The organism is Burkholderia sp. Leaf177 (genome assembly GCF_001424345.1).
GTDB lineage: Bacteria > Pseudomonadota > Gammaproteobacteria > Burkholderiales > Burkholderiaceae > Caballeronia.
Map to the genome: position 1 here is coordinate 100,008 of NZ_LMPF01000026.1, position 20,690 is coordinate 120,697.

Below are 20,690 nucleotides of genomic sequence, written 5' to 3' on the forward strand. Positions count from 1 at the left end.
CATAAGGTTATGAACGCGCGTGCTTCAGGCGACGGTCATCGACGCTACTTCCGCACCGGGCAACGCAGCGAGAACCGCGGGCGTCAGTACCAGCTTTGCGGTGCGGATGCCGGCGCCCATCACGATCTGCGCGCGCGTCATGACCGCGGATTCGATCAGCACGCGCCAGCCGGTCGGCAGGCCGAACGCGGTAATCCCGCCGAATTCCATGGCGCTGTGCTCCACGGCCGCTTCGCGCGGCGCGAACGAAACTTTCTTCGCGCCGAGCGTTTGCCGCACGGCGCCGTTCACATCCAGCCGATGAGAACCGAGCGTCACCACGGCCGCGAAATGTTCGTCGCCGTCTTTTTTGTATCGAAGCACGATGGTGTTCGCGCAATCCTCGAGCGGGATGCCATAGCGGGCGCTGCAATCGGCTGTGTCCGAGGCGTCGTCGGCGACGGCGAACACGACCACGTCCCGGCCTTCGATGGCTTCGGCCACATGCGCCGGCAAGCGCGTGTTCAACTGGTCGGCGGGGATGACATCGGTTGTTGCGTTGATTTCGTACAGGTTCATTGGCGTGCAGAAGTCGCGTGACGAAAGGGGTTTATCCGGCCGTCAGCGTAGCGCAAACCGCAAAGCCGCGCGCGGTCAGGGAATCATTTATGGCATTCAGCGCCGCGGATCGCGACAGCCGGTCACTCGAAAAAATTGGAATAAAAATTCCATGGTAAAGAAGTATGAAATTCTCGTTGCATTGGCATCGGCGCTGTTCTACCCTTGAGTGCATAGCGGCCGGAGCGCCGCAGATATTTCAGGAGACAGCGGTGAACAGCATGGAAGCTACTGCAGTAACGCCCAATGCCGTGGTCGATGCCCTTTTGCAAGGCCCCGGCGCGTTGCGCATAAAGAACGTGTTCAGTCCGGCGCAGGTCGCGGAGGCGCGCAGGATCGTGATGATGCATTCGGAGGATCGCGCGCAAACAGTCACGCATTTCCAGGGGCAAGCGGCGCAGGAGCAGCGTTTGCATTTGCAGCGACGCGTGTGGAATCTCCTGGCTAAAGGCAGCGTGTTTTCAGAGATGGCCGAGCATCCAATAATCGTCGAGGCAATGCGCCTTTTCCTCGGCGATGACTTCATCATGGGTTCTATCGCGGCGAACCGGATCTTGCCGGACGGGCCGGGACAGGAACCGCACATCGATTATCCGTATTGGGATTTTCACGCGCCCGCCACGTTTCCGACCGGCATCAACACGAGCTTTCCGCTCAATGCGCAGATCACCATTCCGCTCGATCCATTTACGCCGCTGACCGGCGCGACCGCGTTTGTGCCGCACACGCAGCACGAATTGCGTTATCCGGGCGAAGGCGATGCATTCTTCGAGCGCTGCGAGCGCATGGAAGCGGATCCGGGCGATGCGATCGTGTTTTTCGGCGCGACGTGGCATTGCGCGATGCCCAATCGCAGCACGCAGGACCGCAGTGCGGTTCTGATTCAATACCTGCCAAAGTTCGTCAAGCCGATGGAAGATCTGCGCGCGATGGCCGGCGAGGCGTTCGTGAAAAACGCCAGTCCGACAATGCGTCAATTGCTCGGCTTGAATTATCCGTATCCGCAGAATCTCGACGCCGTCGCGGTTGCAACGAACGCCGAGGGGCGCACGAACGCCGTGCGCTGAAGTCGGTTTTAGCCTTCGGAGAACCGCAGCGCGCGTTCCAGAGCGGCCGGGCTGATGGGTTTGTGGAGATAACCGTCGAAGGGTTCGAGGTCGTCGTCGCGCAGATCGGTGCGGCCGGTCACCGCAATCACGCATGCATCGCGCGATGCACCTTCTTCGCGCACCTGACGGCAAAGCTCCCGGCCGTCGGCGTCGGGCAATTCTATGTCGAAAAAAACCACGTCGAAGCTTTGCGCTTGCGTCAGCTCCAGCGCGGCGCGGCCGTCATATGCAACCTGCACTTTATGTCCCAGGCCCGAGGCAATTTCGCCGAATGCATCGGCTGAATCTTTATGGTCGTCGATAAAAAGGATATGCACGATTCCCTCGGAATTAGGCGGGTTTCTGCTTGGATTTGTCGTCCGGAAGGCAGGTGGGAAAGAGTGAACGAGAGTGAGATCGCGCGTTCGAGAAGAACGTATGCAACGACAGTGCCAGCTTGCGCAAGTGCTGCAGGGGCGCGGGTGCGGCGCATTTGTCTGTATCGCGCGGGTCATTGTTACAAGCCCGCGAAATGCGTTTGACAATCGCCGGACAACCTAAGAGCATGTTTCCGTTGGAAAGTTTTTGACCTTCTTTTATCGTTTTCTCAGCGCTTACTTATGAACGAACGCCGAAAACCCGCAGCGGTTTCACGGTCTAAACAAACGCAGGTTTCCACTGCAACGTCCGCGCAAAAGCCGTATCACCATGGCTCGCTCCCCAACGCGTTGCTTGCCGCAGCTGAAACCGTGCTGCGGACCGAAGGCATCAGCGGCCTGAGCCTGCGCTCTATCGCGCGTGAAGCCGGCGTGTCGCACACGGCGCCGCAACATCATTTCGGCGATACGGCCGGCGTCCTGAGCGAACTGGCGGCAATTGGGCATCGTCGCCTCACCGAGACCATGGCAAAACACGCGCACGGTTTGCCGCCCGGCTCGCAACGGCGGCGCGCGATCGCACGCGGCTACGTGAGTTTTGCGGTGGCGAACGCGGATTTGTTCCGGCTCATGTCGCGGGCGGACATGCTGGACAACACGCGTCCGGCCTTGGTCGAAGCGCGGCGTGCATCGGCAATGGCCTTGTCCGATGTGACCGACGACTCCACGGATGTGACTCAGTCGCCAAAGCTCGATGCCGCCCGCGCGGTCGCCATGACCGCCGCCTGGGCTTATGTGCACGGCCTGGCGACGTTGCTTATCGATGGCCGTCTCAACGGACTTGCGCTCGCGGCCGATGGCGTGGAAAACGCCGATGCGCTGGTCGATGCAACCATCGAGCAGATGCAAATTCAATAGCGGCGCAATCGCTGAAGAGCAAGTTTGTCCGTAAAAGCCCCTACGGACGACCGCGAATGATAGCGTTACCATCCGTCCAAGACATCGTTTGCAACACTGTCACGATCCAACCGCCCTGGAGAATCAGCTTGGCGCCAAAACGCAAGACCCCAGAAGAACTCCGAAGCTTTCGATGGTATGGCGTGAATGACCTGCGCTCTTTCGGCCACCGCTCGCGCACCGCGCAAATGGGCTATCACCCGTCCGACTACATGGGCAAACCCGTCATCGCCGTCGTGAACACGTGGAGCGAAATCAACTCGTGCCACACGCATTTCAAGCAACGCGTGGAAGAGGTCAAGCGCGGCGTCTGGCAAGCCGGCGGCTTTCCTGTCGAGATGCCCGTCATGACGCTTGCCGAGCCCTTCCAGAAACCCACGACCATGCTCTACCGCAACTTCCTTGCGATGGAAACCGAGGAACTGCTGAAGTCGTATCAATTCGACGGCTGCGTGCTGATGGGCGGCTGCGACAAGACCACGCCCGGCCTGCTGATGGGCGCCATCAGCATGAATTTGCCGAGCATCTTCCTGCCCGCCGGTCCCATGTTGCGCGGCAACTGGAACGGCCGGACGCTCGGCAGTGGCTCCGATACCTGGAAATACTGGGCCGAACTTCGCGCCGGAAAAATCACGGAAGAGGAATGGAAGGGCATAGAAAGCGGCATTGCGCGCTCGCCAGGCCATTGCATGACGATGGGCACGGCATCGACCATGACCACCGCGACGGAGGCGCTCGGCCTGATCCTGCCGGGATTTTCATCGATACCCGCCGTGGACTCGCGCCATGCACAGTTCGCTTCGCTCACGGGGCAACGGATCGTGGAGATGGTCTGGACGGACCAGAAACCATCGGACATCCTGACCGCGAAGTCCTTCGACAACGCCGTCACCACCGTGCTTTCCATGTCGGGATCCACAAACGCGATCGTGCATCTGGTCGCGGTGGCGCGGCGCGCGGGCATCGACCTGACGACGGCGCGCTTCGATGAACTCTCGCGCATCACGCCCGTGCTCGCCAACTTGCGCCCGGCGGGCAAGTACTTGATGGAAGACTTTTTCTACGCGGGCGGCCTGCGCGCGCTGCTGGTCGAATTGGGCAAGCTTATCGATGGCACGCAAATGACGGTGAGCGGAACGACGCTCGCGGAAAACATAGAAGGCGCCGAGATTTTCAATGTCGATGTCATCCGCAAGTTCGACAACCCGATCGTGGAACGCGACGGCCTCGCCGTGCTGACCGGCAATCTCGCGCCCGATGGCGCCGTGATCAAACCTGCCGCCATGGAACCGCACTTATTGAAAGCGCGCGGCCCTGCTGTCGTGTTCAAGGACTACGCGGACATGGCGGCGCGTATCGACCACGAAGAGCTCGAGATCACCGCCGAGTCCGTGATCGTTCTGCAGCACGCGGGACCCGTAGGCGCGCCGGGCATGCCCGAGTGGGGCCAGTTGCCCATACCGCAAAAGCTCTTGAAACAAGGTGTGCGCGACATGGTTCGCATCTCCGACGCACGCATGAGCGGCACGAGCTACGGCGCGTGCGTGCTGCATGTGGCGCCTGAATCGTTCGTTGGCGGTCCGCTCGCGTTGGTGCGCGACGGCGACATGATCGAGCTCGATGTCCCTGGCCGGCGTCTTCATCTCGATGTCAGCGACGAAGAACTCGCCGCGCGCAATGCGGCATGGATAGCGCCGAAGCGTCCTTTCGAGCGCGGTTTCGGTGTGATGCACCAGCTTCACGTGACGCAAGCGAACAAGGGTTGCGACTTCGACTTCCTGGAAGAACCGCTGACGGCCGTGACGAACGCGGACACGACTAACGCGACGAACGCGACGAACGCGAATCGCGATGAACCCGAGATCCATTGATTCAATTCCGAGTACTGACCAAATGACTTCATCCGATACCGCCGTCAGCGCCGAAGCGCTCGAACTGTTGCGCCACGTCAGCACGGCAACGCTCACCACGCAATTGTTCAAACGCGGCTTGCGCAATGTCTTCCTGCAAGGCGTCGCGCCGCTGGTCAAGCCTGAACCGGGCGCCCCGAATCTCGTTGGTCCAGCGTTCACGCTGCGCAATATCCCGGCGCGTGAAGACATCGATCACGTGGGCGTGTTTCAGGACCCCGATCATCCGCAACGCAAAGCGGTCGAGAGCGCGCCGCCGGGAAGCGTGCTCGTGCAGGATTGCCGTGGCGATCGATCGGTGGCATCGGTAGGATCGATTCTCGCGTTGCGGCTTGCAAAGCGCGGCGTGGCGGGCATGGTGTCGGACGGCGCCGTGCGCGACAGCGGCACGATCTCCAGCCTCGGTCTGCCGCTCTGGTGCGCGGGCGCGAGCGCGCCGCTCAATCTCGCGAAACATCACGCAGTCGATATGAACGTGCCGATAGCGTGCGGCGGCGTGGCGGTTTATCCCGGCGACATCGTGGTGGCGGACGTGGACGGCGTAGTGATCGTGCCGCACGAAATGGCGGAAGAGGTTGCGCGCGATGCGACCGACCAGGAGCAACTGGAAATTTTCATTTCGCAGCGCATCGATGAAGGCAGGCCGTTGCGCGGCACGTATCCGCCGAACGAAGAAACGCTTGCTGCTTATGCGTCATGGCGCGCGCAAAAATGATGGATACCGCTCAGCATTCAATCGATGAAACGCCGCTGATCAACCGTCTCGCGCTCAGGCTGATGCCGCTCCTGGGCCTGCTTTATTTGATTGCGTATATTGACCGGTCGAATATCAGCTTTGCCAAGTTGCAGATGCTCGGCAGTCTGGGTTTGAGCGAAGTCGCGTATGGGCTGGGTGCATCGCTGTTTTTTATCGGCTATCTGATCTTTGAAGTGCCGAGCAATTTGTTGCTGCATAATTACGGCGCGCCGCGATGGATCGCGCGGATCATGCTGACGTGGGGCATCGTGACCGTACTGCTTGCATTCACGAAGAACGCGACCTCGTTTTATGTGCTGCGTTTCCTTCTGGGTGCTTCCGAAGCAGGGCTTTATCCGGGCGTGATCTATTACCTGACGCTGTGGTTTCCATCGCGGCATCGCGTACGCATGCTTGGGTACTTTACGATTGGCAGCAGCCTCGGCAACATGGTGGGCGCGCCCATTTGCGGCTGGCTGCTCGACAAAGGCGGCTTGTTCGGTTTGCAAGGATGGCAGCTCGTATTCATTGTCACCGGCATTCCTTCCATACTGCTCACCGCCGTCGTGTTGCTGTATTTGCCTGAGTCTCCACTCAAAGCCAGATTTATTACGGATACCGAAAAGAAATGGCTTGCGGCAACGCTGGAAAAAGAACGCGCATTGGCTGCGCAATCCGAGTCCGGGAAGAGCAGCTTCCTGAGCGTGGTGACCGAACCGCGTGTAATCGGCATGGCGCTGTACTACATGATGCTTTCAATGTCCGTCTACGGCGTGAGCTACTGGTTGCCGACGCTGGTCAAGGGCTTCGGCGTGAGCAATACAGTCAACGGCCTGATCAACATCGTCCCGTGGTTGCTCGCCACGCTCGTGTTGTTGTGGCTGCCGTCGAAACTGCGCGCATCGAACCGCACGATGACAGCCATGTTGTGCGCGGCGGTGCTCGGCGTAATCTTTTTCCTCGGCAGCGTCTTCCTGCCGACAAACACGCTGCGGTTCATTGCACTGAGCCTTGGCGCGCCATGCATGTATTTGTTGTTGCCGTGTTTCTGGACGTTGCCGCCGAAGTTCCTGACCGGCGCACGCGCGGCAGCCGGGATTGCGGCGATCAATTCGCTCGGGAACGTGGGTGGTTTTATAGCGCAGAATCTCGTGCCTTGGGTCAGGCAGGCGAGCGGCAGCACCAAAGCGCCCATGCTGATTCCGGCCGCTTGTCTGTTTACGTTCGGTGTTGTCACGCTGATCCTGATGCGGCGCGAGCGTCGTGATCAATTAGGCGGCACCCGCGAGCGTCGCGCCGAAGCGGCTTAGCGTCGGCGCCAAACTACAATGGCGGCATTGAACTTCTTAGCTCCAGTGAATCATGCCGAATGACAAGCCCGCCGCGCTTTCCATCGATAACGCCGCGAGTAACACAACACGCGTCAAGCGCACGCGCGGCGGTCCGAAGGGATTGCGTATCACCGACGTAGCCACGGCTGCGGGCGTGTCGCCGATCACCGTTTCGCGCGTATTCAACAGTCCCGAAACCGTCGCGCCCGAAACGCTCGAACGCGTGCGGCAAGTCGTTCAGAAGCTCGGTTATGTGCCGAACCGGCTTGCGGGCGGATTGTCTTCGTCGAAGTCACGGCTGATCGCGGCCATCGTGCCGACTATCGCGCATTCGTTGTTTTCGGAAACGATCCAGGTCTTCAGCGAAACGATGTCGAAGGCCGGCTATCAGGTGCTTCTGGCGCTGAGCGGCTATAGCGACACGAGCGAGGAAACGCTGCTCGACGCGGTGCTGAGCCGGCGTCCCGAAGGCGTGTTGCTCACGGGTGTTGCGCATACGGATTCGCTTCGGGAACGGTTGCGCAACGTCGGCATTCCGATTGTCGAGACATGGGACATGACGGACACGCCTATCGACATGCTCGTGGGGTTTTCGCATTATCAGGTGGGCGTTGCGGTGGCCGAACGCTTCATTGCGCGAGGCGCCCGGTATCCAGGACTCGTATCTGCCAACGATGATCGCGCCATTGCACGCATCACCGGTTTTCGCGCACGTCTCGCCCGCGAAGGCATTCACGACATTGCCGAAGTGATCGTCGCGCCGCCGAGTTCGGTATCGGTCGGCAAGGCCGCGCTGCCGGAATTGCTCGCACGTAAGCCTCACCTCGACGCCGTGTTTTGCGGCTCGGATCTGCTTGCCTCCGGCGTGCTCGGCGAAGCGAAACGGCGGGGTATCGGCGTGCCGTCGCAGCTGGCCATCTGCGGATTCGGCGACCTCGAATTCGCTTCGGAGACAAGCCCAACGCTCACGACCGTGCGCGTGGACGGCACACATATTGGTCTCAACGCCGCGCAGTGTTTGCTCGCACGTTTGAAAGGCGAGCAGCACGCGAGCGTGACCGACGTGGGCTTTCAGATCGTCGAACGCGAAACGGTCTGAAACCGCGCGTATCCCTCCTTCCGGCGGGCTCCTTCGAGTCCCTTCGTATGCGCGGTTTCAGCAATGCCGCTTGCCGGCGACACTACATTTATCGATCGAAAACAATCTTTCCCGGATTAACCGGGGCGGTCGATGCGGTTGGCTTGATTGATCGAAGCACGTAGTAAGAAATTACGAAAAGAAGGGTGCACGGTTGAGCTTGGCCAAGCTGAGTCGGCGTTACATGGAATATAAGGAAAACTTATTAATCGTGTGTAACACCGGCGATTTAATTTTCATCAAACCGGGGAAATACTCTGCGCATCTGGCATTCAGGCGCAGCACACAACCTTCTGGAGGTAACTATGAAATCGTCGATCTATGCGGTCATTGTTTTATCGGTTCTGGCCGCACCGGTCATTTCGTTTGCACAGCAAAACAGCGGGACGATCACCCGCGAGCAAGTGAACAACGAACTCGTTCAGCTTCGCGAAGCCGGGTACACCGGCAGCGCAAGCGATACGGCTTACCCTGCCGACCTGCAAGCCGCGCTCGCCCGGATTGCCGAAAACAATCAAGCGCAAGCCCGGATGCAAGCGCCGCAAAACAGCGAGTACGGCACGTCGGCCAGCGGTTCATCGCAAGCGGGAAGTTCACAACCCGCAGTCGATACACAAGCGCTTTACCGAGGCCAATGACGTAGTGAGTGGAGCATCGGGCGCGGCTCGGCACGATGCTCCACGCGCACTGCCTCAACATTCTTCCCATATCGTGATCGTTTTGAAATAGTCCGCAAGTGCGGCAGGGATGTAGGGACCGGGCGCGCCCGACGGATCGCCGAGCACCGGCTTTCCAGCGAGTCGATCACGAATCGAACAATGCGCACGAAGCGGAAGGAACTTCTGGAAATTGCGCGGACCACGCGGGAGACCGATAAACACGCCACTGGCCCACGGTTGATGGGCAACGCCAAGGGCGCTTGGCGACATCGGCAGGTAGGGATTCTGGAAGATGATGCCGTTTTCCAGTGTAGCCAGCTTCTTTGTCATCCATGCGAGCGAACCATCGGACAATCCGCTTTCGTTGTCCGTTGACGGGTAACCGCCGCCGACATCGGAATGCGCGCCCGGGAAGAGGACTTGCGTGACGTTCGCGCGTTCGTCCCAGAGCGTTGGCGTAAAGTCGCCGCGCTGCTCATCCACACTGATCGCATGAAAGCCGTTCAATACAGCGGGGCTCAACGATGTATCGGCGAAGCGGAACACATCCACCCGGCTATCTCTCGATTCTACATAGAGCGGAATGCCCAACGCGCCAACCGTGTCCCACACGCCGATTGCCTGGATCTTGACGCCGGGAACCAGATCCTTCGGGTCGATGGGCGGATTGAGCGTCAGCCTGCTCGTCACGTCCCTGAACAACGAAACGATGGAGGCGTTCCACGTCTTCGATATAGTCGCCACCCGGTTCGAACGATGCGCGCGCCACGCAGCAACGCCGTTGCGGTAAGCGACTATAGGATCGGCCAGATCGAGCGTCCCGGCGTTCAGCAAACCTTGATCGGCGATAAGTCCACCGAGTGCTCGCGCGGTGTATGAACCCCGGCTGAACCCGACGATGAAAATGCGGTCGCCTTCTTCGTAGTTGCGCGAAATGAAGGTATAACCGCGAACGATTCGCGCGATCAAACCCCATCCAAAGACACCGCCCAGCATCTTGACGATGGCGTTGTTCGAGTCGCCGACTCCATGCAGATATTTCGCTACCTGCAGGCATTTTCCGCTGGCGGTCAGCGACGATTCTTGTTCCGTTGCGTAGACCACGCACCTGAATGCAGATCGCTGGCAAGGTTCAGGAACAGCTTCCATACGTTCGTGGCCTTGGGCGTGTCGTCGTCCTCGCCGGAGTTGGGGCCGTTCCAGGTGCCGTCGGCGCAGAAAATAATATTCTTAGGCATAACTAATCCTTTTGTCTGTAAGAACGTTCGGCGAATCAGGGGTGAGCGTCGCCGGTGGAATAGCCCGACTTGAAAGCGTCGGCCGCCGTATCGGCGGTTGTCGCCGAACCATCGGGTTTTGGTTGTGCTTCAGTCGTCTTGAAGCCTATGTAAGTCGCGCCGCTGATGCCAAGCAGCAAAAGCGTGTTGATATCGAATCGAGGCATGCTGCAAGTGGTGAACACCTGGTTGAGAAACATGAGGCCGACCACGATCGTGAAGACGAGCATCTGTACACGATGCACGGCGACGCCGCCTTCATCGCTCGTCAGGTCCTTGAAGAAATGCGGCGTGGTGGGTGGAAATTGCGTGCGCCTCGACAGGTCCACACCGCGCGCGGTGACGCCGAGGACGCTGTAGAAACCCATTAGAACGAGCGGCTGCGCGGAGAGCGCCGGCACGCCGCCAAGCGCAAGCCACTCGAAGACATAGGACACGAGAATGATTGCCGTCCACCACGCCATCTGCGTGCGGGCGAGGCTGAATGTGCGGTCCTGGAACGGCACGGTGGTCTCGGCGCCCACGTCTCGCAGCAACGCCGTCTTTGCGCCCAGTAAGAGAAAGAGCGCCACTGTCGCGATGGCAATGACAAAGGCCACCGCAATACGCCATCCTCGCGACCATGTGAATTTAAGCGTGGTGCCCGGGCCGGGAATCGGCTTGCCGTCGGCATCGGCGACACTTGCAGACAACTCGCGAACGAATGCAGAGCCGTTGCCTTGCCACGGAAAGCCGGTCAGCCGATGCCACGCCGCAGCGTTCTCTGCCGGCACCGTGCCGCTTGCGCCGCCAAGCAGAAACGACACGGCGTGCGGATCGTCCGCGCATCCTTGCGCCGTGATGCCGGTGTTGTTGCCATCGACGATCAGCGTGTATTGCCGGACAGCGGATTGCGCCGGGCAGTCGACAGCGATTGGAACCCGGATGACATCGCCTAGTGACCCTTCTATTAGCGAAGGCTCGGCGTGCGAGCCCGTGCAGAACAGCACTGAAGCAAGCGCCAAAAATGCGGCGCGGCAAAGTCGTTTCATAAGGCCTCCGGCATCAACTGGCGTGCGCGACGACAACCGTTGGCGCCGACGCAACGCGCTCCAGAAACAAGCTGCGCTCGGCGTTCCTGCGTTTCAGCAATCCCGGCAACGCTTGTCCGTTGGCATGGCACCAGCGAAGAAACTGGTCCGCAGCGCCGGCGAAATTTCCCGCGTTGAGCATGGTCAGCAGCGTGGACGATCGAAGATTCGCAATGCCGAGGTTGAACGCGAAGCTGGTCAGCGCACCGTACTGGTTGTCGTTGAGGGCAACGGTCACTACCGCCAGCACGCCGGCTCCTGCCTGCATGAGATCGCTTTGCAGCAGCGTTTCCGCCTGCGCCACGGTGATGCCGGTGGGGTAGAGCGCCTTGACCTCGGCAAGCGTTGCGTTGCCGCGTAGGAAATGGCCGCCGCTTGAAATGGCGTGTCCCCAGCCGATGGTCCAGATACCCACCGGATCGAGATAGGGGCGAATAGTCCCGGCGCCATCGCCGAATCCCGGGATCCCTTCATATTGCTTCACGAGGTTGACAGCGGCATCGCAGACAGTCCGAGGGGTCATGGTCTTCTCCTTACTTCGCTCGCTGAATATCTTTGGCGGAGGCGTTCAGCCGCTCTGGCGCTATGTGGAGAACGAGCAAGGGAAGAAGTTTTGAAAGAGAACCGGCGTGCGCTGGACCACACAACGTGCGTTGTTTACGTCGTGGTTTGAAATCTCAGACTTTTCAAATCGTCTTCTCGATAACTGCCGGAAAACTTCATTAAAAATCGAGGTAATCGATGGCGCCATCGGACCAGAACAACCATCACCATCCCGGCACATTCGACGAACTCATTTTTCGCCGCGAGTTGAACGAAGTGCATCTGCTGCTCGATTTCATATCGGGCCGGCCGAATGCACACATATGGGACCTGGACGGAAAAGTCCCGCGATCGCCTTCGGACAGCGCGGATACGCCGCCCGGAGAAAAAAGCGCGTGCAAGGCGCATGACACTACGCTCGACGCATTCGAAACCATCAAGCGGATTTGCAAGCTGCGCTATCCGCCGACATCGCCTTCAACCGACAAGGCCTACGACGCCACCTTGCTGTTCTACGTAAAAGACCGGCTCAACAGTCTTGCGTATCCAGCGACGGGTTTGAGCATTGCGTACACCTATATATTCGTGGAAGAGCAACGTCCCATCCAGGGAATGGACGATTCCGACCGCGAAGCGCAGACCCGTGCTTCGGTGGCGCGTGAGGCCTATCCCGGGCTGGTTGGAAGCGCCCGCCGGTTTCGCTGGATTCATAAGTTCAATACGGTCATCGGCGTGGCCGTGACGGTATTTGCGGCCGTGCTGTTGTGGCTCGTCACGTACGGCGTGCAGATCACCGCGCGTTTCGAAACCGATGGCAGGGCCGCCGCCGCGATCACACAGCAAATCTATGCTGAAGCCGATAAGGAAAATGCATCCAGCTCCGCCGGTCAGAGAATCGTTGCGAACCGCAAGACCGTACCGGAGCGATGCGATGCATCGAATATAGAAGACCAGACCAATGCGGTCCGCCTTCTGTGCAACGACTGGTCCTATATGCAGGCGCGCTATGAGATGTCGATCGCGGACGCCGGGACATTCGCCAACAGCTTTCCTTCTAAAGTCCTCATGTGGATGTTTCCCACGGCGTTTGGAAGGGGCGAATGGGAGAAGGGAAAGCTGGTTACGGCAGGTTTGCCCGCCGAAGAACAAAAGGCGCCGCAGGAAGCGATCCAATCGATCACGCTGGTGTTGTCTGCCTACGCAAGCTATGTCCTACCAATCCTCTTTGCATTGGTTGGCACGGTCGCGTCACTGCTGCGCGATATAGGCAACAAGATCACCGACAACCTGCTTGCGCCCAGGGACGAAACGCTTGCACTGATGCGCGTGCCGCTTGGCTTGATGGCGGGCGTTGCGGTGGGCTTGTTCTTCAGTCCGTCGTCCGTTGCAACGCAGGTAAGCGCGGGCGCGGGTGTCATGACGCTGACCGCCTCGGGACTCGCGTTTCTCGCTGGTTACGCCGCCGATGGCTTCTTCCGGATGCTCGACACGCTGACCAACCGCGTTTTCAATTTGAGCAGTCAGGACAGGCACGCGCCGCCCAAGTAGTGGCGCCGCAGTGTTCTGTTTGATCACAGTGTGTATGGCGCAAGTGTTCCGAAACGGAGCAATGAAAAACGCCCTGAATTGCTCAATGCCGCGCCAGCACCGCGCGCAACACTTGGCATGCATCTCGCGTGCAGTCTCTCCACCGGTCGCGGCGTTTTCGCGGCGACGGTCACACTCACCGACATGCGAGGAGCACGCACATGAATCACGCTGAGATGCAGTTCCTGAACACCGATTTCCCATACAAAAAGCAGTATGGCAACTTCATTGGTGGACAATGGGTCAAGCCCGTAGGCGGTGAATACTTCGACAACATTTCGCCGATCACAGGCGAAGCGTTCACGTCCATCCCGCGTTCGCGCGAAGCCGATATCGAACTTGCACTTGATGCAGCGCACAAGGCAAAAACTGCTTGGGGCAAGACCTCGGCCACTGAACGCGCGAACATCCTGAACAAGATCGCCGACCGGATGGAAGCGAATCTGACGCGTATCGCCGTGGCGGAAACAATCGATAACGGCAAGCCGCTACGCGAAACAATGGCCGCCGATATTCCGCTCGCGATCGATCACTTCCGCTATTTTGCCGGCGCCGTGCGTGCGCAGGAAGGCGGGATTTCGCAAATCGATAACGACACGGTCGCCTATCATTTTCACGAGCCGCTAGGCGTGGTCGGGCAGATCATTCCGTGGAATTTTCCGATCCTGATGGCAGTCTGGAAGCTCGCGCCCGCTCTTGCCGCCGGCAATTGCGTGGTCCTCAAACCGGCAGAGCAGACGCCGGCATCGTTGCTCGTATTTCTCGAACTGATCGAAGATTTGCTGCCCGCCGGCGTGCTGAATGTGGTCAACGGCTTCGGGCTGGAAGCGGGCAAACCGCTGGCATCGAACAAACGCATTTCCAAGATTGCGTTCACCGGCGAAACCACCACGGGCCGCCTGATCATGCAGTACGCGAGCCAGAACCTGATTCCGGTCACGCTCGAACTCGGCGGCAAGAGCCCGAATATTTTCTTTGCCGACGTGATGAACGCCGACGACAGCTTCTTCGACAAAGCGCTCGAAGGTTTCGCCATGTTCGCGCTGAATCAGGGCGAAGTCTGTACATGCCCGTCGCGGGTGTTGATTGAAGAGAGCATCTACGACAAGTTCATCGAGCGTGCGCTCAAGCGCGTGGCCGCGATCAGCCAGGGCCATCCGCTGGATTCGAGCACAATGATCGGCGCGCAAGCCTCGCAAGAGCAGCTCGAAAAGATCCTGTCCTACATCGATCTCGGCAAGCAGGAAGGCGCCGAATGTTTGATTGGCGGCGAGCGCAATGCGCTGGATGGCGAATTGAAGAACGGCTATTACATCAAGCCGACCGTCTTCAAAGGCCACAACAAGATGCGGATTTTCCAGGAGGAAATCTTCGGGCCGGTCGTGTCCGTGACGACCTTCAAGGACGAAGCGCAAGCGCTCGAAATTGCCAACGACACGCTCTACGGTCTTGGCGCCGGCGTGTGGACGCGCGATGGCACGCGAGCTTACCGATTCGGACGCGATATTCAAGCTGGCCGCGTCTGGACGAACTGTTATCACGCGTATCCGGCGCATGCGGCGTTCGGTGGTTACAAGCAATCGGGCATTGGCCGCGAGAATCACAAGATGATGCTCGATCATTATCAGCAGACGAAAAACCTCCTGGTAAGTTACAGCGACAAACCGCTCGGCTTCTTCTAAAGCGGGTAGTGTGAATGGCAAGCCGCATTGGCAAATGCAACGCGGCTTGCTCCTCGACTTTCTAAGTGGAAACCCTGATGAGCCAAGACGAAGTTTCGCGCGTGACCGCAACGCCTGCGGCAATCGAACTGATCGACAAGCTCAAGGCCGAACATGGGCAAATCCTGTTTCACCAGTCCGGTGGATGTTGCGACGGCAGCGCACCCATGTGCTTCCCGGTCGCTGAATTCATGGTTGGTTCGTCCGACGTCAAGCTCGGAGAAATCGGCGGCGTGCCGTTCTACATGAGCGATTCGCAATTCGAATATTGGCAGCACACGCAACTGATCATCGACTGCGTGCCGGGTAACGGCGGCATGTTTTCGCTGGAGCGGCCGAGCGGCCTGCGTTTCCTCACGCGATCGCGCCTCTTCGACGACGCCGAATCTGCATGGCTCGACGAACATCCGGTTGAACATGTAACCGGTTGAAGCCGAAAAGGCGCCCTGCGTAGTGGTACATTGTCTCGATCGACCACGCGACGGGCGGAGCGTAAGACCGACTCCTTCCGCGAATGCTGGCGGAGGAGACAATGGTTATGACCCCGGTTTCTTTAGGCCGCACCAGTGCGCTGGCAAGCGATCACGCCGGCCGTATTGAAGTACTCGACATCATCCGGCAGTCTCACGAAAGGTCGCGGAACTATGGCCTCTCGGAGACCATGCGTCCCGACTACAGCGTGCTCGGCGACCCGGATCTCCTGCTCAAGCGCGAGCAAAACCGCACGCTATGCACACATGCGCTGCCTGTCATAGAAACACTTTATGGGCAGATCGCGAACACGCATAGCATGGTTGTGCTGACAGATTCGCAAGGCCTGATTCTCCATTCCCTTGGCGACGACGATTTCCTCGCGCGCGCGGATCGTGTTGCGTTGCGCGCCGGTGCGTTGTGGAGCGAACAGCAGCAGGGCACCAACGCGGTGGGCACGACCATCGCATCCGGCGACGCCACCATGATCTTGGGCGACCAGCACTATCTGCGCGCCAACCAGTTCCTTGCATGTTCCAGCGTGCCAATACTCGATCCCTTCGGCGAGTTGCTCGGCGTACTCGATGTTTCCGGCGATTGCCGCGGCCACAGTCGCCACACAATGGCGCTCGCCAAGATGTCGGCGCAGATGATCGAGAATCATTTGTTCACGAGTGCGTTCCCTGAAGCATTGCGTGTTCATTTTCATGGCCGCCCTGAATTTATCGGCACGTTGATGGAAGGCATCGCAGCGTTTCGCGCCGATGGACGTTTTCTCTCGGCGAATCGCAGCGCGCAATTCCAGTTTGGTTTGCCGCTGACGTCGTTGAAAGCGCATAGCTTGTCGTCGTTGTTCAACGTCTCGTGCAGCGAACTGATCGACCTGATGCGCAGCGGCATGACCGTGCCTGGCGACCGCCTGGTTTCGCTACGCTTGCCGAGCGGCGTGAACGTGTTCGCCAACGTGGACTTCAGGCGAACGACCTCGGTTGCGTTCGCAACGGACGCTAGCGAGATCACCGACGTCACCACGCGCAAGCGTACGCCCGAACCTCATGCCAAGCTGTCCGGACTGCGCTACTTGCTGACCGGCGATCCGCAGATCGCGGCGCTGGTCGAGCGCGTGCGGAAGGTCATCGGCAAAAATATTCCTATTCTGATAGGCGGAGAAACGGGGACGGGAAAGGAGGTGCTTGCAAGCGCCGTGCATCGCGATTCGCCGCAAAGCGACGGGCCGTTCGTCGCGGTGGATTGCGCGTCCATTCCCGACACGCTGATCGAGTCCGAGTTGTTCGGTTACGAGGAAGGCGCGTTTACGGGAGCATCGAAACGAGGTGCGCCCGGCAAGATTCTGCAAGCCAACGGCGGTACCTTGTTCCTCGATGAAATTGGCGACATGCCGCTCGCGCTGCAAAGCCGTCTGCTGCGTGTGTTGCAGGAACGCACGGTGACGCCGCTCGGAAGTTCGCGCTCGGTGCCCGTCGACTTCGCGTTGATTTGCGCGACCAATCGCAACTTGCGTGAACGCGTGGACAGCGGTGAATTTCGTGAGGACCTGTATTACCGGATCAATGGCTTGCTCGTGACGTTGCCGCCGCTGCGCCGGCGCACGGACCTCGCCGTGACGATAGAAAAGATCCTTCGGACCGAACGCCCGACAGGTCCCGTTATCAGGGTTTCTTCGGAGGTGCTTGAAGTCTTCACGCGGCATTCCTGGCCCGGCAACTTCAGGCAGCTTACGAACGTGCTCAGAACGGCGTGCGCTATGCTCGATGACGACGAAACCATCATTCGTCTAGAGCATCTTCCGGAAGATTTCGCCGAGCGGGAAGACGCGACGCTGCAGCCTTTGGCGAAGGAGAGCGTGCGGCTGGATGATCTGGCGCGCTCCGCTGTTTCCGCCGCGCTCGACGCACACGGCGGCAACGTCTCCGCCGCGGCGCGCATGCTGGGTGTATCGCGTAACACGCTGTACAGGAAGATGGCCGCGCTCGGGGAAACGCGCCGCCGCTGATGCTATGCGTATGCGTATGCGATGAGACAAATGTCTCATTCACGACGATGGTGCACTGCGGTGTGATCTCCCTGAACACGCATGATAAAACGTCGTCATGCGCTGATATTCAGTGAACCTTCGAGCACAGCAGAATCCGCCGGAGATCTTTCATGCCGTATGTATCGCCGACCAGACACATCGACCGCGTGCGCAGCGTGATTGAAGGGCGCGCGCTGAACGCGGGCGCGGGCGCTGATTCGCTCAGGCTTGCGTCTTCGTATAGGAGATCGCTGGAGCAATATCATCTCGATCCCGGCGCGACCATCGGTCCACGGATTCTGACCGTGCCCGAATTGCGTTATGTGCAGCAGCGTGAGGAAACGGTGTTGCGTGCGTCGGGGCAATGTTTGTCACGCCTGCACGAGACCGTGCGCGAGGCCGATTATTGCGTGATGCTGACCGATGCAGAGGGCGTGACCATCGACTATCGGGTCGATCGCGACCGGCGCCACGAATTCAAGCGCGCGGGTTTATATCTCGGCTCGTGCTGGTCCGAACGCGAAGAGGGCACGTGCGGCGTTGCTTCGGTGTTGCTCGATGCCGAGCCTATCACCGTGCACAAGACAGATCACTTTCGCGCGGCATTCACCGCGCTCACGTGCAGCGCGTCGCCCATTTTCGGCGTGCAGGGCGAGTTGATCGGCGTGCTGGATGCGTCCGCCGTGCGCTCGCCGGAAGAGCGCGAGAGCCAGCGGCTCGTGAACCATATCGTGCGTCAAAGCGCGTTGCTGATCGAGGATGGATTCTTCCTCAACGAGACCACGCAATGCTGGGTGTTGCTCGCGCATCGCAGCCGCCACTACGTCGAGGCGCAGCCGGAAATTCTTATCGCATTCGATGCACGGGGTTTTGCAATCGCCGCAAACCGGCGCGCGAAGGAATGCGTGCCGGGACTAGTCGAGTTGCCGCGCCATGTCAGCGAACTCTTCGATATCCGCGCAGAACGCTTGCTCGATGCACGCCCGGGACGCGACCTCATTTCGTTCAGGTTGATCGGCTCGGGCGCACCGTTGCATGCACGCGTTAGGCCGCCCGTTGCGCGCGCGACGAGAAGCACGCCGACGCTTGAGACGAAAGAAGCGCCGCAGCCATCGTTATCGGAAGCAGATGCACTTGAGCGCAACCGGATCATCACTGCGATGACCCATGCAAAGTGGCGCCCGGCTATCGCCGCACAAACGCTGGGCGTTTCGCGCGCGACGCTTTACAGACGTATTGCAAAATTCGGAATCGTTGCGCCTCACAGGCGTTAGCGTAAGCAGCATTTTATCCAGCGGGCAAAGAACCCGCCATCTTCAACCAATGTTTAGTGATCCGTATCTCATGGAGGAGCGACCATGCCAAAAAGCAATCCGAACCAGACGATTTCCCAAGTACTGGAGTCACTTGAAGCCGCGCTGAGAAGCGGTGACTCGGCAGCCGCCGCTGCGCTATTCCAGCCCGACGGTTACTGGCGCGATCTCGTTGCGTTCACGTGGAACATCAAGACGATGGAAGGCCGCGAGCAGATTGCCGCGATGCTCGATTCTCAACTGAACGCAGTCAAGCCGTCGAAGTTCAGGATTGCCGATAACGAAACGGCGACCGAAGCCGACGGCGTGACGCAATCGTGGATCGCGTTTGAAACGGACGTCGCGCGCGGCACGGGTTTGATCCGCGTGAAGGATGGCCTGATCTGGACGCTGCTTACCACGATGACCGAACTCAAGGGACATGAGGAGCCCAAGGGCCAGAGGCGTCCGATGGGCGCCGAGCACGGCGCGCGTACCGACCGTACGAGCTGGACGGAAAAACGCGCGGCCGAGCACCAGACTTTGGGTTACGAAAAGCAGCCGTATTGCCTGATCGTGGGCGGCGGGCAAGGCGGTATTGCGCTCGGCGCGCGGATGCGCCAACTTGGCGTGCCGACTATCATCGTGGACAAGAACGAGAAGCCGGGCGACGCATGGCGTGCTCGATACAAAACGCTGTGCCTGCATGATCCAGTCTGGTACGACCACATGCCGTACTTGCCGTTTCCCGACAACTGGCCTGTGTTCTCGCCGAAGGACAAGGTCGGCGACTGGCTCGAGATGTACACGAAGGTGATGGAGCTGAACTATTGGGGCTCGACGGCATGCAAGTCCGCGCGCTACGACGAAGCTGCGGGCGAGTGGATCGTGGAAGTCGAGCGCAACGGCGAGACGGTGACGTTGCGGCCAAAGCAACTCGTGCTTGCCACGGGCATGTCGGGAAAAGCGAACGTGCCCAAGTTCAAGGGCATGGATGTGTTCAAGGGCGAACAGCATCATTCTTCGCAACATCCGGGACCTGACGCGTACAAGGGCAAAAAGGTTGTTGTGATCGGCGCGAACAATTCATCGCACGATATCTGCGCGGCGTTGTGGGAAGCGGGCGTCGACGTGACCATGGTGCAGCGTTCGTCCACGCATATCGTGAAATCCGATTCGCTGATGGATCTCGCGCTCGGCGACCTTTATTCCGAGCGCGCGGTGGCCTCAGGCATGACGACGATGAAAGCCGACCTGACGTTTGCATCGCTTCCATACAAGATCCTGCACGAGTTCCAGATACCGGTCTACGACGCCATCAGGAAGCGCGATGCCGAGTTCTACGATCGTCTGGAGAAAAGAGGTTTCATGCTCGATTTCGGCGATGACGGCTCGGGCCTCTTCATGAAATACCTGCGGCGTGGCTCGGGTTATTACATCGACGTGGGTGCTTCGGATCTCGTTGCGGACGGCAAGATCAAGTTGAAGAGCGGCGTGGACGTGGTCGAGCTGAAGGAGCATTCGGTCGTGCTGAGCGACGGCAGCGAGCTTCCGGCAGATCTCGTGGTCTACGCAACCGGCTATGGATCGATGAACGGCTGGGCTGCGGACCTGATCTCGCGAGAGGTGGCGGACAAGGTGGGCAAGGTGTGGGGTTTGGGTTCGAATACGACCAAGGATCCGGGACCGTGGGAAGGCGAGCAGCGCAACATGTGGAAACCGACGCAGCAGCAGGCGTTGTGGTTCCATGGCGGCAACCTGCATCAGTCGCGGCATTACTCGCAGTATTTATCGCTGCAATTGAAGGCGCGCATGGAAGGCATTGAAACGCCGGTGTATGGCTTGCAGAAAGTGCATCACTTGTCTTGATGATGTAGCAAGTGTGCGATGCCGAAGAAAGG

Annotated in this window: 19 protein-coding genes; 13 read left to right on the forward strand and 6 right to left on the reverse strand. The window is 59.5% G+C overall.

Translation table 11 applies throughout. The annotated features are described in order from the left end of the window. Positions 1 to 24 precede the first annotated feature (24 nt). Positions 25 to 558 carry a YbaK/EbsC family protein gene (locus ASG35_RS29605; RefSeq protein WP_056366412.1) on the reverse strand — a complete coding sequence of 178 codons (534 nt, stop codon included), beginning with the start codon at positions 556 to 558 and terminating at the stop codon, positions 25 to 27. A gap of 260 nt (positions 559 to 818) precedes the next feature. On the opposite strand from ASG35_RS29605, the gene ASG35_RS29615 reads away from it, so the two are divergent. Continuing rightward, entirely contained in the window at positions 819 to 1,664 is an 846-nt protein-coding gene (locus ASG35_RS29615; RefSeq protein ID WP_056366418.1) for a phytanoyl-CoA dioxygenase family protein, read from the forward strand. Between the two features lie 8 nt (positions 1,665 to 1,672). Here the strand turns inward: ASG35_RS29615 and ASG35_RS29620 are convergent, their stop codons facing one another. Next, positions 1,673 to 2,023, reverse strand: a complete 351-nt coding sequence (locus tag ASG35_RS29620; RefSeq protein ID WP_056366422.1) for a response regulator — start codon at positions 2,021 to 2,023, stop codon at positions 1,673 to 1,675. A 282-nt stretch (positions 2,024 to 2,305) separates the two neighbouring features. On the opposite strand from ASG35_RS29620, the gene ASG35_RS29625 reads away from it, so the two are divergent. The 6 genes from ASG35_RS29625 (at position 2,306) to ASG35_RS29650 (ending at position 8,772) form a co-directional block, all read left to right on the forward strand. After that, positions 2,306 to 2,980 (forward strand): TetR/AcrR family transcriptional regulator, encoded by a 675-nt coding sequence (locus ASG35_RS29625; RefSeq protein ID WP_056366425.1) that lies wholly within the window; start codon positions 2,306 to 2,308, stop codon positions 2,978 to 2,980. A gap of 122 nt (positions 2,981 to 3,102) precedes the next feature. Then, entirely contained in the window at positions 3,103 to 4,890 is a 1,788-nt protein-coding gene (gene araD, locus ASG35_RS29630) for an L-arabinonate dehydratase (RefSeq protein WP_056366941.1), read from the forward strand. A 22-nt stretch (positions 4,891 to 4,912) separates the two neighbouring features. After that, the gene (locus tag ASG35_RS29635; protein ID WP_056366426.1) at positions 4,913 to 5,644 is read left to right on the forward strand and encodes a ribonuclease activity regulator RraA; all 732 of its coding nucleotides are present in this window, start codon (positions 4,913 to 4,915) and stop codon (positions 5,642 to 5,644) included. Next, entirely contained in the window at positions 5,644 to 6,975 is a 1,332-nt protein-coding gene (locus ASG35_RS29640) for an MFS transporter (RefSeq protein ID WP_056366943.1), read from the forward strand. The genes ASG35_RS29635 and ASG35_RS29640 overlap by 1 nt, the downstream gene beginning before the upstream one ends. A 52-nt stretch (positions 6,976 to 7,027) precedes the next feature. Continuing rightward, a complete protein-coding gene (locus ASG35_RS29645) occupies positions 7,028 to 8,095 on the forward strand; it encodes a LacI family DNA-binding transcriptional regulator (RefSeq protein ID WP_056366429.1) in 1,068 nt (355 codons plus the stop codon). Positions 8,096 to 8,439: 344 nt separating this feature from the next. After that, entirely contained in the window at positions 8,440 to 8,772 is a 333-nt protein-coding gene (locus ASG35_RS29650) for a DUF4148 domain-containing protein (RefSeq protein WP_056366433.1), read from the forward strand. Positions 8,773 to 8,826: 54 nt separating this feature from the next. On the opposite strand, the gene ASG35_RS29655 is transcribed toward ASG35_RS29650, so the two are convergent. Genes ASG35_RS29655 through ASG35_RS29665 form a run of 4 tightly spaced genes read right to left on the reverse strand, consistent with a single transcriptional unit; the run spans position 8,827 to position 11,663 of the window. Continuing rightward, positions 8,827 to 9,897: a DUF2235 domain-containing protein gene (locus ASG35_RS29655; protein ID WP_056366436.1), complete on the reverse strand. Its 1,071-nt coding sequence runs from the start codon at positions 9,895 to 9,897 to the stop codon at positions 8,827 to 8,829. Next, positions 9,864 to 10,031, reverse strand: a complete 168-nt coding sequence (locus ASG35_RS31715) for a DUF2235 domain-containing protein (RefSeq protein WP_156393439.1) — start codon at positions 10,029 to 10,031, stop codon at positions 9,864 to 9,866. The genes ASG35_RS29655 and ASG35_RS31715 overlap by 34 nt, the downstream gene beginning before the upstream one ends. A gap of 35 nt (positions 10,032 to 10,066) precedes the next feature. Further along, the gene (locus tag ASG35_RS29660) at positions 10,067 to 11,101 is read right to left on the reverse strand and encodes a hypothetical protein (RefSeq protein WP_156393441.1); all 1,035 of its coding nucleotides are present in this window, start codon (positions 11,099 to 11,101) and stop codon (positions 10,067 to 10,069) included. Between the two features lie 13 nt (positions 11,102 to 11,114). Further along, complete coding sequence (locus ASG35_RS29665) at positions 11,115 to 11,663, reverse strand: lysozyme (RefSeq protein ID WP_056366441.1); 549 nt, start codon at positions 11,661 to 11,663, stop codon at positions 11,115 to 11,117. Positions 11,664 to 11,881: 218 nt separating this feature from the next. Here ASG35_RS29665 and ASG35_RS29670 point away from each other — a divergent pair, with 218 nt between their 5' ends. The 6 genes from ASG35_RS29670 to ASG35_RS29695 all read left to right on the forward strand — a co-directional run bounded on the left by ASG35_RS29670 (position 11,882) and on the right by ASG35_RS29695 (position 20,658). Continuing rightward, positions 11,882 to 13,231 carry a hypothetical protein gene (locus ASG35_RS29670; RefSeq protein WP_056366444.1) on the forward strand — a complete coding sequence of 450 codons (1,350 nt, stop codon included), beginning with the start codon at positions 11,882 to 11,884 and terminating at the stop codon, positions 13,229 to 13,231. A 200-nt stretch (positions 13,232 to 13,431) separates the two neighbouring features. Beyond that, positions 13,432 to 14,952: an aldehyde dehydrogenase gene (gene adh, locus ASG35_RS29675; RefSeq protein WP_056366447.1), complete on the forward strand. Its 1,521-nt coding sequence runs from the start codon at positions 13,432 to 13,434 to the stop codon at positions 14,950 to 14,952. 77 nt (positions 14,953 to 15,029) lie between these two features. Next, positions 15,030 to 15,422: a DUF779 domain-containing protein gene (locus ASG35_RS29680; RefSeq protein WP_056366450.1), complete on the forward strand. Its 393-nt coding sequence runs from the start codon at positions 15,030 to 15,032 to the stop codon at positions 15,420 to 15,422. Between the two features lie 101 nt (positions 15,423 to 15,523). Next, positions 15,524 to 17,476 (forward strand): sigma-54-dependent Fis family transcriptional regulator, encoded by a 1,953-nt coding sequence (locus ASG35_RS29685; protein WP_235527781.1) that lies wholly within the window; start codon positions 15,524 to 15,526, stop codon positions 17,474 to 17,476. A gap of 152 nt (positions 17,477 to 17,628) precedes the next feature. Continuing rightward, on the forward strand, positions 17,629 to 18,771 hold the full coding sequence (locus ASG35_RS29690; RefSeq protein WP_056366453.1) for a sigma-54-dependent Fis family transcriptional regulator: 1,143 nt from the start codon (positions 17,629 to 17,631) through the stop codon (positions 18,769 to 18,771). Positions 18,772 to 18,855: 84 nt separating this feature from the next. Beyond that, the gene (locus ASG35_RS29695) at positions 18,856 to 20,658 is read left to right on the forward strand and encodes an NAD(P)/FAD-dependent oxidoreductase (protein ID WP_056366457.1); all 1,803 of its coding nucleotides are present in this window, start codon (positions 18,856 to 18,858) and stop codon (positions 20,656 to 20,658) included. Positions 20,659 to 20,690 lie beyond the last annotated feature (32 nt).

Coding starts and splice junctions, on each gene's coding strand:
- ASG35_RS29670 (WP_056366444.1), top strand. CDS start 11,882: ATGGCGCCATCGGACCAGAACAACCATCACCATCCCGGCACATTCGAC.
- ASG35_RS29690 (WP_056366453.1), top strand. CDS start 17,629: ATGCCGTATGTATCGCCGACCAGACACATCGACCGCGTGCGCAGCGTG.
- ASG35_RS29625 (WP_056366425.1), top strand. CDS start 2,306: ATGAACGAACGCCGAAAACCCGCAGCGGTTTCACGGTCTAAACAAACG.
- ASG35_RS29645 (WP_056366429.1), top strand. CDS start 7,028: ATGCCGAATGACAAGCCCGCCGCGCTTTCCATCGATAACGCCGCGAGT.
- ASG35_RS29695 (WP_056366457.1), top strand. CDS start 18,856: ATGCCAAAAAGCAATCCGAACCAGACGATTTCCCAAGTACTGGAGTCA.
- ASG35_RS29635 (WP_056366426.1), top strand. CDS start 4,913: ATGACTTCATCCGATACCGCCGTCAGCGCCGAAGCGCTCGAACTGTTG.
- ASG35_RS29640 (WP_056366943.1), top strand. CDS start 5,644: ATGGATACCGCTCAGCATTCAATCGATGAAACGCCGCTGATCAACCGT.
- ASG35_RS29605 (WP_056366412.1), bottom strand. CDS start 558: ATGAACCTGTACGAAATCAACGCAACAACCGATGTCATCCCCGCCGAC.
- ASG35_RS29650 (WP_056366433.1), top strand. CDS start 8,440: ATGAAATCGTCGATCTATGCGGTCATTGTTTTATCGGTTCTGGCCGCA.
- adh (WP_056366447.1), top strand. CDS start 13,432: ATGAATCACGCTGAGATGCAGTTCCTGAACACCGATTTCCCATACAAA.
- ASG35_RS29665 (WP_056366441.1), bottom strand. CDS start 11,663: ATGACCCCTCGGACTGTCTGCGATGCCGCTGTCAACCTCGTGAAGCAA.
- ASG35_RS31715 (WP_156393439.1), bottom strand. CDS start 10,031: ATGCCTAAGAATATTATTTTCTGCGCCGACGGCACCTGGAACGGCCCC.
- ASG35_RS29615 (WP_056366418.1), top strand. CDS start 819: ATGGAAGCTACTGCAGTAACGCCCAATGCCGTGGTCGATGCCCTTTTG.
- ASG35_RS29680 (WP_056366450.1), top strand. CDS start 15,030: ATGAGCCAAGACGAAGTTTCGCGCGTGACCGCAACGCCTGCGGCAATC.
- ASG35_RS29685 (WP_235527781.1), top strand. CDS start 15,524: ATGGTTATGACCCCGGTTTCTTTAGGCCGCACCAGTGCGCTGGCAAGC.
- ASG35_RS29660 (WP_156393441.1), bottom strand. CDS start 11,101: ATGAAACGACTTTGCCGCGCCGCATTTTTGGCGCTTGCTTCAGTGCTG.